Consider the following 13930-nt stretch of genomic DNA (forward strand, 5'->3'; position numbering starts at 1 on the left):
CGTCTATATTGCGCTACTTAGAAGTACCGTATCAGCTTTTGATTGACAAACTCTTTAATACCTAGTTCTCCCAGCTCCCGGCCATAGCCGGATTTCTTCACTCCTCCCATAGGCATACTGGCGTAGCTTGAAGCGGCATGGTTCACGAAGGCAGTACCACATTCCAACTGTTCCGCGACACGGCGCCCCCTTTCATGGTCCTGGGTATAGACAGAACCACCCAGGCCAAAGGGGCTATCATTGGCCAGCTTAACCGCTGCCTCCTCATCGGGAACTACCCAAACACAAGCGATGGGGCCGAACAACTCCTCTACGGCTGCCGGGGAACCAGCAGGTATTTCAGTTAATATACCTGGCTCAATAAATGCGCCATTGCGCTTACCTCCCACTAGCAAGTGAGCGCCAGCCTTAACGGACTTGCTGACTTGATCCTCCAGTTGCTCGGCAGCCTTTTCAGTACATAACGGACCGTAATCTGTGCTTTCTACAAGAGGGTCACCGGGTTTCAACGCTTGGAACAACTTGGTAGCTCGGTCTAGGAATTCTTCAGCAATGGGCTCAGTTAGAATAATTCTCTTCGCAGCCAAACATATCTGCCCGCAATTGCCCAGCTTTCCCTCTGCAAATCGCTGTATCGTTAAATCCATATCCGCATCTTCGAGCACGATAAATGGATCAACACCACCCAGCTCCATAACAGTTTTCTTTACATTGCGGCCAGCTTGCTCTGCGACCATTGCCCCGGCGGCATTGCTGCCAGTAAAGGAGATTCCTTTGACCCTATCGTCATCAATAATGGAGGCTGCTCCACCGGATGTAATCGGTAGATTGGTATAGACCCCTTCCGGTACCCCTGCGTCAAACAACAGCTGTGCGAAGGCTTCGGCACACTGGGGAACATTAGAGGCATGTTTAGTAAGTACAACATTGCCGGCGATTAAGTTGGCGGCGGTAAAGCGAGCCGGTTGGTAGAAGGGAAAGTTCCATGGCTGAATGCCGTAGACCACTCCTAAGGGCTGGAAGACTAAAGTACCCTCCCCTTCGCGGGTGGAAAGCTGCTGTGGAGCTAGGATTTTTTCGCCCTCTTCGGCATAGTAGTCAAAAATTTCAGCACAAAGTGCCAATTCACCTTGACCATCACTGAGCTTCTTACCCATCTCTAACGCCATCAGGCGGGCAAGTTCTTCGGATCGCTCCTCAAATAGGTTGCTTGCACGCTTTAGTATCACTGCTCGATCACTAAAACTTCGGTTTCTCCAGATTACAAAGGCTTTGTCTGCGCGACCGATCGCCTTGTCGAGATCCTCTTGTGACATTTCGTGATAAGTCTTCAGAGTTTTACCGTTCAAGGGGTTGACGGAAATCAGTGGACGTTTTGACTTTGTCATGAATAGACTTCCAACGGTTGCTTTGGGAACCGCTAAAGAACTATTTGGAATAGTACCGTGCGGCACCTACGAGTGTTTGCAAAAGTGTAGTTGCTGAGGTTTGGCATACCACTGCTTGATGAATCAGCTAAAGTCACATCATTCTTTCTTATAGATAGCTGATAGGCAGTAATCTTTGGTGAATAGCACTTAAAGCTAGTGGAACACCATTAAGAGATTTAGGTACTTTACGAATACCACCGTGGCATAAAGATCAACTGCGGAGCTTTTAGAACATACCTACTGCATAAAACCGAATCTGCTCAAACAAGCTGCATGATATTCATCGTTAAGTCACTAGCCCTTCTGAAACAAGCTTTAATTCACAAACTATAATCGCAGGGCTTAGTAGCTCTTACTTCCTTATTAGTGCTTGATTGCAGGTCTATGAACGTTTTCTGCTTATTAACGCCTTTGTAACAGGACCGTAAGAGCGACAGCAGCCGCTTCAAGGATCACAGTGTGGCCAAATAATCGGTTAATCTGCTATGGATAACAACGCCCTGTATAAAAAGAAACAGCTACTACCTGAAGAAGCAGTTAATTTAATCCCAGACGATAGCGTTATTTCTATCGGCATGCGCACCGCTAGCCCACCAGCCCTACTTTCAGCACTAGAGAAGCATATTCGAAATGGATTTATTACACATTTAAAAGTCTATTATATGCGTTGTGGGAAGGTCGCGACGGAAACTATTTTTCAAGAAGATCTAATGGGCCGGGTAAGGCCTTACTCTTCAATGCTAACTAAAGACGAAGTTAAATTAGCAAATGCTGGATTTTCAAAAGGGGAAAAATATATTAACTATGTCCCTATATCTTTTAGTCGATACCCTCAAATAATCAGAGAGCAAGTTAAAATAGATGCTTTCCTGGTAACTGTGGCGCCGATGGATAAGCATGGTTATTTCAATTTTGGTACTAATGGTGATTATGCTATTGAGTTGTCGCGCCACGCAAATCGATTAATTGTGGAAGTGAATGAAAATATGCCACGTACAGCGGGGGCCACCCTGTTGCACATTAGTGAAGTGGATGCCATTGTTGAAAACACTATGGAATTAGCGGAGGAATCTCCAAAAGAGATTACCGATTTAGATAGAAAAATTGGTGACTACATTGTTCCGTTAATACCTGATGGCGCATGTATCCAAATGGGTATTGGTGCTATTCCGAATGCAGTTTGTGAACAACTAACTAAAAAGAAAGATCTGGGCATTCATACCGAGGTAATAACACCAGGTATGATTAAGCTTATTAAGTCTGGAGCAGTAACTAATGCCCGAAAGACAATTAACCCTCATGTGAGCGTATTCACTTTTGCAGCTGGAGACAAAGAACTATTTGACTTTATAGATGGCAATCCATCTATGTTCTGCCTGCCCGTGTCATATGTGAATGAACCCCAAATAATAGCCCAGATCGATAATATGATTTCAGTTAACTCATTTATTGAGATTGATTTCAGTGGACAGGTCAATGCGGAATTCATTGGACATCAATTCTCGGGTGTTGGCGGGCAACTGGATTTCGTGAGGGGAGTTTACTACTCAAAAAATGGGAAGACTATTCTGGCCAGTAGCTCAACGGCACAGCGTGGTAAAACCTCCAGGATAGTTCCACGTTTGAAATCTATCACCACAGACTCTCGGTTAGACATCGATTACGTGGTAACCGAGTACGGATCTTGCAGACTGATGGGGAAATCAACTACAGAGCGGACCCTTGCCTTGATTGAAATCGCACACCCTAAATTCCGTAAGAGCTTATTGGAGCAGGCCAAAGAGCAGAACTTTATTTGAGCGATAAAATGATCAATTTAAAGCTTTTCCCCGCATTGTTATTCACCCCAGGAAACCAACCGAAACGCTTTGCTAAGGCGTCTGAAGTTGGGGCGAATGGAATAATCATTGATCTTGAAGATAGCGTACCAATGGAGGACAAAGATAGTGCCAGGGATATCGCGATCGATTTTTATTCAAGGCCAAGCTCGAATGGTGTTATAAGCGCAATTCGGATAAATAGTTTGTCAACGATCAATGGAATAAAAGATTTGGCTGAAATTATTGATAAAAAGCCATTTATAGATGTGGTGCTTTATCCGAAAACAGAATCTCAACATGATATCAACCTTATCAGTGAGCTCTTGAGCGAAGCCTATAAGGATATTTCGATTATAGCCTTAATTGAAACCGCTCAGGGAACATCCAATTTATATGATATTGTTAACTGTAGTTCTGAAAAGTTGCAAGGTTTGATGTTTGGGGCCGCTGATTATGCAGCCGATCTGAATTGTGAATGCACCCCACAAGCACTCATATGGGCGCGCATGAAATTGGTCGAATCTGCCGCACTCAAACAGATAGCTTGCTACGACTCCCCTTGTTTTAACTTTAAGGATGAAGGTGGACTAATTAATGAACTCAATGAGGCTCAATTGCTTGGCTTTAGTGGCAAGGCAGCTATTCACCCTAAACAGGTAAAAACTATCAAGATATCTTTTAGACCCACACTAGACCAGTATAAGGAAGCAAAGGAAATCGTTCGTATCTACAATGAATCCTCAGGTAAAGCCTGCCAATATGAGGGCCGAATGATAGATATCCCGATCTACTCTAAAGCCCAGCAAATAATCTCAAACTTTAATAATCTTAGCTAAAGGCTACTCCAGCAAAAATCTACAAGTGCTCTGGGCATAACCAAGCGAACTTAGAGACACTCAATCAAGGAGGCAATATTGATGGAATTTAACCCCTATAAAAAGATTGACAACAATCGATATCGCGAAGATTTTGGCTTCTACTTCGAGGACTTTGTAGAAGGTATCATTATCGAGCACCGCCCAGGTAGGACATTGACGCGAACAGACAATACCTGGATGACCCTGTTAACTATGAATACGGCGCAACTCCATTTTGATGCCCATTACGCAGAGAGCACTGAATGGAACCTTCCATTAGTAGATAGTACTCTGACATTGGCTATTGTCACGGGTATGACTGTAAATACTATTAGCAAGAAAGTTGTTGCCAATCTTGAGTGGGACAAAGTTAAACTGCTCAAACCTGTTTTTGAAGGTGACACGGTTTATGCAGAAAGTGAGGTCATTTCTAAGCGTGAATCCAAGTCTAGACCAACACAGGGTATTGTTAGCGTAGAAACCCGTGGTATTAATCAGCGAGGAGATACTTTTATGAGCTTTCAGCGAACAGTTCTGGTTTATAAGAAAGGCCACGCTCCTAATTATGAGATCAAAAAATAACCTAACAGAAAGGCTGTCTCATTGGTATATATGCACTTCTTTAAGCCGATGTCCGATTAGACTCACTTCAATGAAAATGAAGGTATTGATGTAATAAAAGTAAGATTACAAAAAGTTGCAATATAAAATAACGGTTGTGCTAGATAGTTTTTACCTCCGTATATTTTTCGATTCTTGCCTCCGCAGCAAGAAGTGGATTCAACTTTGCAATGATGGTTTTTAAGTGATCTGTATTCCAATGCTTCATTTCAGTTTCAGAAGACTCCCAAACTTCTAGTGTAGTGAAAACATTGCCTTCATCCAGTGAGGGTAAAATTTTATAGGATAAACAGCCAGACTCTTGTTCTGACTTACACGCCAGCTCGATTAAAAGTGCTGATGCCTGAGAAGTATATTGTGGGCGGACTGTGACTTTTGCCATAACGATTAAATTAGTCATATGATCTCAGTACATAACGATTTGTATTGTGAAATTAAGGAGCCTCTGAATAACTCTGCGGTCTTGAAGGCTGCAGATGTTAGGCGCAGCTCGCCGTGAATGGCCGTAGCCCTTTGCAAGAGCTGCAACGCAGCAGCTGTGGCCTTCAAGGCCCGCCCTTCGGGGCTTGCAGAGCGATGCACACTCCGCGTTGCGACTTCTTGAAAGGTCTAGACATTCCTGCGAAGCCGTGCCTTGATTGTGAACCAGAGGTAGAGGTATCACGGAGTTATTCAGAGGCTCCTTAAGACGTGCGCTTTACTACCAACAGTACGCCAACAACCATCATGGCGAGACCGATAAGGCGCTTGGTATCCAAACTGGTTTGCTGCGCACCCAGTAACCCAAAATGGTCGATAACGCTAATGGCGAGCAGTTGCCCCAGAAGAACGAAAGATACTGCATTACCCACGCCATACCTTGGCGACACCCAAGTCACACTCAATATATAGAAAGCCACCAGAATCCCACCCAAGTAAAAGTACCAGGCAATATCTTTGCTAAAAACAGCACTGGGTAACCCCTCCGTTTTCAAGAGATAGGCCGCGGAGATTACAAGTCCAACGAGAAATAGCAGTGTAGTTGCCAGGGCTGAACTACCAAGCTTAATACCGAGACCACTATTTAGCGTTGCCATTATCGGTATACCAATGCCTGCAATAAGCATTAGAGACGGGTAGATAACTGCATTTTGCACTACGGGACACCTCTACTTAGAATCACGAGCCGACCCCAAAGGGGCCGGCCAGGCCATGTACTAGCTGGCAAGCTGTTTGGCGATGGCAACACCAACACCGTGTGCACTTGCTGGGTTCTGGCCGCTAATCACTCGCCCATCTTCAATAACAAACTCCTGCCAAGGTTGTACTTTGTTGTAGCGGGCAGCGCCCCTCGCCAAAGATTCTTCCAGCAAAAATGGGATGTCATTAATGGTGCCGAAGTCAATCTCCTCCTCACGAGTGAAGCCGGTGACAGACTTGCTAGCCAAAAGCTTTTCGCCATTGCTCAGGGTGATAGGTAGGAAACCAGCGGGGCCGTGGCACACTGCGGCCAATGTGCCACCCTCTTCGTAGATCTCGGCACTTAGCTTTGCGAAGTCTTCGTTAGTTGCCAAGTCAGAAAGCAGACCAAATCCGCCGGGGTAGAATACTGCATCATAGTCTGCAGTATTCAGCTGGCTCATAGGGATGGTGTTGTTGATACGGTTTTGGAAATCTGAATCATTAAGCACCTTTTGGTTGATGTCGTCACCTTCGAGGTCAGTGCCATAGAGTGGTGCTTTCCCCCCTTTAATAGAGGCGATGTCATAGTCGAGTCCACTCTCCATAAGTACGTGAATCGCGTGAGTCAACTCAGATGAGTAGGTGCCATTTGCCTGGTCAGTTTCACCAAGAGTGGCGTGGTTGGTCACTGGAATAAGTACTTTCTTCATGTTTCTTTCCTCTGTTGGTCAGTATTCAGTGGGGAGGGATTATAGATTGTCCCTCTCGTGCTGATAATGCGTAAAATCTGTTAAATACCTTTGCAAAATGGCAACAATCGAGTTTGAGAAACATGGAAAATTTTGACGGCATAGTCGAGTTTGTAGCGGTGGCAGAAAGCCAAGGTTTCTCAGCAGCTGCCAAGCAACTTGGCTGCAGTACTAGCCATGTGAGTAGGCAGGTCTCCCGTCTGGAAGAGCGCTTGGGTTCATCCCTTTTGGCCCGCTCAACACGTCAGGTAAGTCTGACCCAGGCCGGGACCGCCTATTACCAGCGGTGTAAAGAGTTAGTGATTGGCCTGCAACAGGCGAATGAGCAGGTTAGCCAGCAACAGTTTCAGCTCAATGGAACACTAAGAGTTAGCGGGGCTGGTATCTTTGCTGAGCAATATGTTGCCCCTGCCCTGATGGAGTTTGGCTTGAAACACCCGGGGTTGAAAATCGACATGGACTTCAATAGCAGGATGGTCAATTTCGTCGAGGATGGGATTGATTTTGCCATACGCTATGGTCGCCTTGAGGATTCTGGCTTAGTTGCTCGTAAACTGGCCGACCGCCAAATGATGGCCGTCGCAAGCCCGAGTTACCTGAAAGAAAATGGTATTCCCAATCACCCCGATCAACTAAAAACGCAGAGTTGCTTGGTGGCTAACAATGATGAATGGGTTTTTGACCTGAATGGAGAGCCTGTAAGCGTAAAGGTTAGTGGGCGCTGGAGAACAAATAATGCCCATGCGATCGTGAAAGCTTGCGAGCAAGGCTTGGGTATAGCTTATATGCCCAAAAGCAGTTTCAGTGGTTCAATTCAAGAGGGCTTACTGGAGCCTATCTTGGAATCTTTTTGTGGGCGCGGAGCCAGTAGCTGGATCGTGTATCAGAATCGTCGCTTTTTACCGATGCGAGCGCGAATGGCGATTGACTATTTGGTTGATTACTTTTCTGACTGGGTTGAATAGAAAGCGATTGGATTCGTTGAAAGGAATAGAAGCACTTCTCATTTCTTGCAAGCCTTCAATCCGGAGGATTAATATCCACCCTCGTCTAATCGGCTGGCATTGATTATGGTTCTGACCAGGGCATTTCATCGCAGTGGTCACACTGCAACCCAGCAACGACAACCCGTTTCGTTTGTGGATGTCAGGAAGCGATTTGGCTTTCGCTCGATTGCTGTTGGCCGATGGGTCACTCGCGAGGAGCGCAATCGGGCCGCAGGGCTTTTTTACGATGCACTTGTTGATCTAATGGCCATTCTTCAAGGACCGGAAGTATTGATATCCCTCAGAGGTACATTGTCTTTTCAATATGGAATCGGCGGGCGCCCGGGGATGGCTGCCTTTTATGACCCTACTGCCCGGAGCTTTTCTCTTGCCAAGAACGCGGGGCCTGGCTCTATTGCCCATGAATGGTTTCATGCATTTGATCATTACTTAGCCCAAAAAGCGTTCAGTGATACGTCCAGTACCATGTATGCCTCAGAGGCCTGGTTACGGAATGCAACTCCAGTGCCCCACCCGCTCAATGACTTACTTTTTGCGTGCTTTAAATCTGTGATGCTGGATGAGAGTGGTAATAACCCCAGTGACTTGGTGACTGCTTCCATCAGTGCCGATAAAACAAATGGTTCACTCTACTACAGTGAGCCTGTAGAGCTGAGTGCTCGGGCTTTCGAAGCATTTATTCAGGATGCCAGCATCAACAATAATTTTTTGGTTGCTGGCTCAAAGGCTAGTCAAGAGGCAAAGTTGGGACTGTATCCACAGGGGCAGCAACGCAAAAGAATTAATCAGGCTTTCACAGCATATTTTTCCTATTTAGGACGAAGCCTTCAGACTTCCACGGGTGGAGACAATGACGTCAACCCTTAGAAATACCTTTCTTCTGGGCACGGCCCTTCTCGCTGGTGTAGTCGCTTGGGTGTGGGCTGAACTTTCAAAAAGCTATGAATTGATTGCAATAGCCAGCGATCCCGTGCTGTCAGCGGAGCGTGGATTCATTGATGCGGAAAATGATTTCATTCATAACCGGGCTAAGTTCGTGGATGTTTATTCTCCAGGGGTTGGCCATGTAACGCCCGGGATACTAGAAGAAGACTTGCAAGGTAAGTATGCTGAGTTCAGACCTCAGGAAACATTTTTCTTATGTGGAACCGGCTTCCATATTGAAGATTACGCTCTGGATAGCGAGCAGCACGAACACAATAAATTTTACGCTCAAGCATACAATGCCAAGTTATTGGAACTCATCAGCAGTTCAGCCCAGCGCTATGACTGAACGAATACACATCTCTTCAACTAACTATATTAGGCATTGGTCATTGTGGTAATTTGCTCCACAACCAGTTTGCATACAGCTAATGTCTTCATGAGCCAAAAACCTCCCACTCAATCCAACATCCTGATCGTTGAAGATGATCGCGGTCTCAACGACCAGCTCTGCGAAATGATCCAAAGCGCAGGATACCAAGTCAACGCCTGCTTTGATGGCAATACCGCATTGCTGGAAGCTGCCAAGCAACAACCTCAATTAATCTTGCTCGATTTGATGCTGCCGGAAATGGACGGTATTTCTCTACTCAAAATTTTACGCAAAACCAGTCAGGTTCCAGTCATCATCCTAACTGCCAAGGGCGCTGAAGAGGAGAGGATCGCAGGCTTTCGCCATGGAGCAGATGATTATGTGGCGAAGCCATTTAACAAGACCGAACTGTTACTGAGAGTTGAGGCTCTATTGCGCCGCAGTCAACCAGTGATGATGGAAGCCGTCCACCATACAGAAATCGACAACCTGCAACTCGATTTGAATGCTCAGCAAGCATTCACCGGCGGTCTGGCAATTGATTTTACCGCTACCCAGTTTAAATTGTTGTGGGAGTTAGCGGTTCACCGGGGAGAGGTATTGAGCAAAGCCTATCTCTCACAGCAAGTTCTCAACCGTACTCTGGGTGCCTATGACCGCAGTTTGGACATGCACTTGAGTCGAATCAGGCGCAAGCTGACTGGAGCAGGGTGGCGTGGAGACCGGTTACAAACAGTACATGGCAGAGGGTACTGTTTGAAATGAACCGCAAACTTTTTTGGAAACTATGCCTTCTGATTACTGCAGGCATTGTCTCTCTCTTTTACCTGATCAATTCCCTGACTATTCGCACCGAGGAGCAGATGAGCATGCTGGGGGCATCTCATCGAGCGGAATTGAAACAGTGGGGCAAGGAGGCGGAAGCGCGGTTTCTCTCCGGCAACGAAGGTGAATTGGAGCAATGGTTGAAAGAATTGCAGGAAAAAGAAAACACCTGGGCCACAGTTACCCAATATGAGTTAACTCATGTAGCTGGTGCGACGGGTAATGAACATCGTTACATCGGCTATAACCTCGGCCGGGATGTGGATTGGAAGGTCCACCTGTATTTTGAAGAAAACCCGGTGATGGAAATTCCTTTTGCAACCGAGCAAACCAGCCTCTTAGTACTTCTTCCAGATAGGATGCGCCCTGGCAGCTACTGGAAAACAACGCGACTCCTGCTGCAAATAATCCTGCCAATGGGAATCTTAGCTTTAGTTTCCGTGATGCTCTATCGCCATATTATGCACCCGCTGCGCAAACTTGAGCAGGCAACACGGGAGTTTAGTCGGGGTAATTTTAACGTACGAGTGCATCGTCAATTGGGCAACCGCGACGATGAAATTTCTGAGTTAGCCAAAACTTTTGATCAAATGGCTACTCGTATAGGAGAGCAGATCGTCAACCAGCGCCAGCTAATCGCTGACCTATCTCATGAACTCAGAACCCCCCTCACCCGACTGGATATTGCCATAGAGGGAGCTGGTGCAAGTCACGCTAATGATAAAAATATCCAGAGGATTCAGCGGGAGTCTGCTCATATCAGACGCCTGGTAGACGACACTCTCACCCTTGCCTGGCTGGATAATGAACAGCCTTCTATAGGTATCGAAGACTTGGACCTGGTTGACCTTATCGATGTGATTGTCGAGGATGCCCGTTTCGAATTTCCCGATCGCACTATCTGCACTCATTTGCCAGACTCGGCTGAATTAAGACAGTCTAATCACAAGGCGGTAGGACAAGCCTTGGAAAATATCTTGCGTAACGCCATGCGCTATACCCCGAAGGGACAAGCCGTTCATGTCCTTCTGGAGGGAAATACGAAAAATAGATTTGTTATTGATATTGAAGACTCTGGCCCCGGAGTACCTGAAGCACTACTGGACAGTATCTTTAAGCCTTTCTTCCGAGCTGATCAGTCTCGCACATCAAAATCGAAAAATTTTGGGCTGGGCCTGGCGTTGGCGCGACGCCAGCTACATAGCGTGGGCGGAACCGTAGAAGCCTCCAACCGCTCTGTAGGAGGGTTGTGTATGAGAGTAACCCTCCCCACTCAATCTTTGGAGCCTGCATAAGGTAACTCTCCAACACACTTATGCAACTAAATGTAACAAATGCAACACTGCTGTACTTCACCGTCGCCAATAGGAATAATTCGCATTTGCAAATAAGTAACTCTGTGAAGGACAGCCAATGGCCCGCAACATTTCCCGCAATAAGTACGCGTTACTCCCCTTGATGGTATCCAGCGCCCTGGCCTCTGGCATCAGCCAGGCACAGGAAGTGCAGAAACAAGAGGATGCTGCTGAAAACCCAATGGAAACCGTAGTTGTTGTCGGTGTGGCAACTGATACCGAGATTACGCCTGAAGAGCTTGATATGCAGCAGGCAAATGATCTCAGCGATATATTCCGCCAGATACCCTCCGTATCTGTTGGTGGGTCACTGGGGATTGCGCAAAAAGTCTATGTCCGAGGTATGGAAGACACACTTCTTAATGTGACTGTTGATGGTGCTCCACAAACAAGCACCCTCTTCCATCATATTGGTCGGGTATCGATAGAACCTGAGCTGTTGCAAAAGGTTGAAGTGCAGGCTGGAGCCGGTGAAGCTACCAGTGGGGCTGGCGCCATTGGCGGTGCTATCCGCTTTGAGACCAAAGATGCGGATGACCTACTTGATGACGGTGAGCAGTTTGGCGCAATAGTGAAAGGCGCTTTCTTTAGTAATGATGGTGAGAAAGCCAGTGCTTCAGTTTATGGAAAGATAACTGACAACTGGGGACTACTTGGGTCATTTGTAACCGTTGATCGCGACGATATGGAAGATGGCGACGGTGACACTATCTATGGTACAGCTTCCGAACAGGATCTCGCCTTTATAAAATTAAGTGGCGATTTGTCTGAAGATCAAAAACTGAGTGTCAGTTTTGAACAGCGGGAAGAATCAGGCGAGTTCAGTAGACATCCCAACTGGCCCGCCCTTCAAGGCGATACTCTCTACCCGATGGAAGCTGAGCGCCAGACCTTTGTTGTCAACCATCAGTTTTCTCCCAGCGATCTGATCAATCTGGAAACAACGGTTTATCATACAAAATCAGAAGCATGGCGGGAGCTATGGGACTACGTTGCTTCCGTGGAATCCATCGGTTTTGATTTACGTAATACCAGCAGTGTTGGTCAACATACCATCACCTATGGCATTGAAGCCCGTGAGGATGAAGTGGAAGGGGTGGAGGGAGGCCTCAACTCCTGGCTTGAAGAAGGACATGTTCGTGGAGCTTATATCCAGGATCATTGGCAGGCTACGGACGCGCTATTGCTAAGTTTTGGACTTCGTTACGACGAATACGAGCTGGAACAAGTGACTCATGATGACGAGACGGATAGCCAGGGTTTCAGTCCCAATATTGGAATGAGTTATTCGCTTACCGATGCACTCACCTTTACTGCGGGTCATGCAACAGCGATGCGCGGCAAGGAGGTTGGAGATGGGTTTACTCTGTGGTCGGCAACTCTTGATCCTGACCTGGATGCTGAGACGGTCGACAATACCGAGTTGGGGCTAGAATACAGCCTGGACGGCCTTCAACTAAAAGCCGCTATCTATCGCAGCACTATCGATGACGTTATTTTTGATCAGGTCGGGCGTCCCGTTTATTATGAAAATATTGGTGAGCTGGAAACTGAAGGGTTTGAACTCAGCGCCTCATATGTTTGGGATCAGTTAACTATCAGTGCCGCATTCAGCCACAATGATTCGGAATTGAATGGAGAGACTGTAGAGGGGTATGAGCACAACGGTTTAGCAAATGCTCGCGGCGATACATGGAACCTGACCACCAGCTATGCTATTACACCGAAATTAGAGTTGGGCTGGAATTTTACACTGGTACAAGACTTAAATGATATTGAGGTTTTACACCGCTCAGTAGAGGTCGACGACGATGTCGACAGTATCCAAGAGGTTGACAAGCCCGGTTACCAAGTACACGATCTTTACTTGCACTGGGAACCACTGGCAGATGACAGTCTGAATGTGAATTTAGCGGTTCAAAACCTGTTTAATGAGCACTATCGGGATCACTCCAGCGTAGCAGATTATACAGATATTACCGGGTTTGGTAGCGTAGCCGGAATTTATGAGGCAGGCCGCGATATCAGGTTATCAGTAGACTACCGCTTCTAATTTCCTTTATTTGTTTTATTTACTATCAGGGCGCAATGCATTTGCATTGCGCCCTTTGTTGCCTATGAAATCCAGATACCGTTTACTGTGGATCAAGCTCCACACCTATTTTTCCTGCTTTTTTCTACCTATTGCCATTTTGTATATCGCCACGGGCGTGCTCTATCTATTTGATATAGAGGGGGGCGTCGATGAACAATTTGAGTACACAGTTACTCTACCCAAGGGCCTGCCCAGCAATGAGCAAGAGACTCTGGATACCATATCTCCGTTTGTTCAGCCCACTGAAGTATCATTGCCGGCAGATTTCTATTTGGAAGATGAGTGGATTGGTTGGTATGGCTACAAACGCCAAGTCTATTTGGAACCAAGCCAGGATAAGCTGTCAGCGATACTTCATGTAAAAGAACACGATCTATGGCATCAATTTCTGCTGATTCATAAAGGTCATGCCGGTCCTCTCTTCTGGTTCTCAGCCATTATGCTTGGTGCAAGCCTGCTATTTAGCCTGATTAGTGGATTAGTGGTTGCCTTTGCGGTACCAAAATTCAGGAAGACCGCTATACAATTTACTTCTCTCGGTTTTGTTGCGCTGGTAGCTGCCTTTTTTATAGGGGGCTGAAACCCGTTACTTAAGGGAGTTTTAGTTAGGGAGCCTCTGAGTAACAATCTAGTACCTCTATAGCTCTTAAAGGTCTGCGATAAGCAACTTTAAGAGCGGGTTCATGGAATTACTCAGAGTCTCTTAGATCAAG

Annotated in this window: 14 protein-coding genes; 10 read left to right on the plus strand and 4 right to left on the minus strand. The window is 46.4% G+C overall.

Translation table 11 applies throughout. The features are described 5' to 3' along the window. Positions 1–17 precede the first annotated feature (17 nt). Positions 18–1388 (minus strand): NAD-dependent succinate-semialdehyde dehydrogenase, encoded by a 1371-nt coding sequence (locus ACJJIR_RS10340; RefSeq protein ID WP_444908297.1) that lies wholly within the window; start codon positions 1386–1388, stop codon positions 18–20. 527 nt (positions 1389–1915) lie between these two features. Here ACJJIR_RS10340 and ACJJIR_RS10345 point away from each other — a divergent pair. The 3 genes from ACJJIR_RS10345 to ACJJIR_RS10355 all read left to right on the plus strand — a co-directional run bounded on the left by ACJJIR_RS10345 (position 1916) and on the right by ACJJIR_RS10355 (position 4689). Further along, positions 1916–3229 (plus strand): acetyl-CoA hydrolase/transferase family protein, encoded by a 1314-nt coding sequence (locus tag ACJJIR_RS10345; RefSeq protein WP_444908298.1) that lies wholly within the window; start codon positions 1916–1918, stop codon positions 3227–3229. Continuing rightward, entirely contained in the window at positions 3226–4086 is an 861-nt protein-coding gene (locus ACJJIR_RS10350; protein WP_444908299.1) for an HpcH/HpaI aldolase/citrate lyase family protein, read from the plus strand. The genes ACJJIR_RS10345 and ACJJIR_RS10350 overlap by 4 nt, the downstream gene beginning before the upstream one ends. A gap of 81 nt (positions 4087–4167) precedes the next feature. Further along, positions 4168–4689: a MaoC/PaaZ C-terminal domain-containing protein gene (locus tag ACJJIR_RS10355; RefSeq protein WP_444908300.1), complete on the plus strand. Its 522-nt coding sequence runs from the start codon at positions 4168–4170 to the stop codon at positions 4687–4689. 139 nt (positions 4690–4828) lie between these two features. Here the strand turns inward: ACJJIR_RS10355 and ACJJIR_RS10360 are convergent, their stop codons facing one another. The 3 genes from ACJJIR_RS10360 to ACJJIR_RS10370 form a co-directional block, all read right to left on the minus strand. Further along, positions 4829–5128, minus strand: coding sequence for a putative quinol monooxygenase (locus tag ACJJIR_RS10360; RefSeq protein ID WP_444908301.1), 300 nt, complete (start codon positions 5126–5128; stop codon positions 4829–4831). A 283-nt stretch (positions 5129–5411) separates the two neighbouring features. After that, complete coding sequence (locus ACJJIR_RS10365) at positions 5412–5864, minus strand: DMT family transporter (protein WP_444908302.1); 453 nt, start codon at positions 5862–5864, stop codon at positions 5412–5414. Positions 5865–5924: 60 nt separating this feature from the next. Further along, positions 5925–6599, minus strand: a complete 675-nt coding sequence (locus ACJJIR_RS10370) for a type 1 glutamine amidotransferase domain-containing protein (RefSeq protein ID WP_444908303.1) — start codon at positions 6597–6599, stop codon at positions 5925–5927. Positions 6600–6721: 122 nt separating this feature from the next. Between ACJJIR_RS10370 and ACJJIR_RS10375 the strand changes: the two genes are divergently transcribed. The 7 genes from ACJJIR_RS10375 (at position 6722) to ACJJIR_RS10405 (ending at position 13797) form a co-directional block, all read left to right on the plus strand. Beyond that, entirely contained in the window at positions 6722–7603 is an 882-nt protein-coding gene (locus ACJJIR_RS10375) for a LysR family transcriptional regulator (RefSeq protein ID WP_444908304.1), read from the plus strand. Between the two features lie 105 nt (positions 7604–7708). Beyond that, on the plus strand, positions 7709–8512 hold the full coding sequence (locus ACJJIR_RS10380; protein ID WP_444908305.1) for a CLCA_X family protein: 804 nt from the start codon (positions 7709–7711) through the stop codon (positions 8510–8512). Then, positions 8496–8918, plus strand: a complete 423-nt coding sequence (locus ACJJIR_RS10385) for a hypothetical protein (protein WP_444908306.1) — start codon at positions 8496–8498, stop codon at positions 8916–8918. Before ACJJIR_RS10380 ends, ACJJIR_RS10385 begins: the two co-directional genes overlap by 17 nt. Positions 8919–9008: 90 nt before the next feature. Continuing rightward, on the plus strand, positions 9009–9707 hold the full coding sequence (locus ACJJIR_RS10390) for a response regulator transcription factor (RefSeq protein ID WP_444908307.1): 699 nt from the start codon (positions 9009–9011) through the stop codon (positions 9705–9707). Then, positions 9704–11062 carry a sensor histidine kinase gene (locus ACJJIR_RS10395; protein ID WP_444908308.1) on the plus strand — a complete coding sequence of 453 codons (1359 nt, stop codon included), beginning with the start codon at positions 9704–9706 and terminating at the stop codon, positions 11060–11062. Before ACJJIR_RS10390 ends, ACJJIR_RS10395 begins: the two co-directional genes overlap by 4 nt. Positions 11063–11180: 118 nt before the next feature. Next, complete coding sequence (locus tag ACJJIR_RS10400; protein WP_444908309.1) at positions 11181–13175, plus strand: TonB-dependent receptor; 1995 nt, start codon at positions 11181–11183, stop codon at positions 13173–13175. Positions 13176–13239: 64 nt separating this feature from the next. Next, positions 13240–13797: a PepSY-associated transmembrane domain-containing protein gene (locus tag ACJJIR_RS10405; protein WP_444908310.1), complete on the plus strand. Its 558-nt coding sequence runs from the start codon at positions 13240–13242 to the stop codon at positions 13795–13797. Positions 13798–13930: the final 133 nt, after the last annotated feature.

The organism is Microbulbifer maximicatervae (SeqCode) (assembly GCF_052467385.1).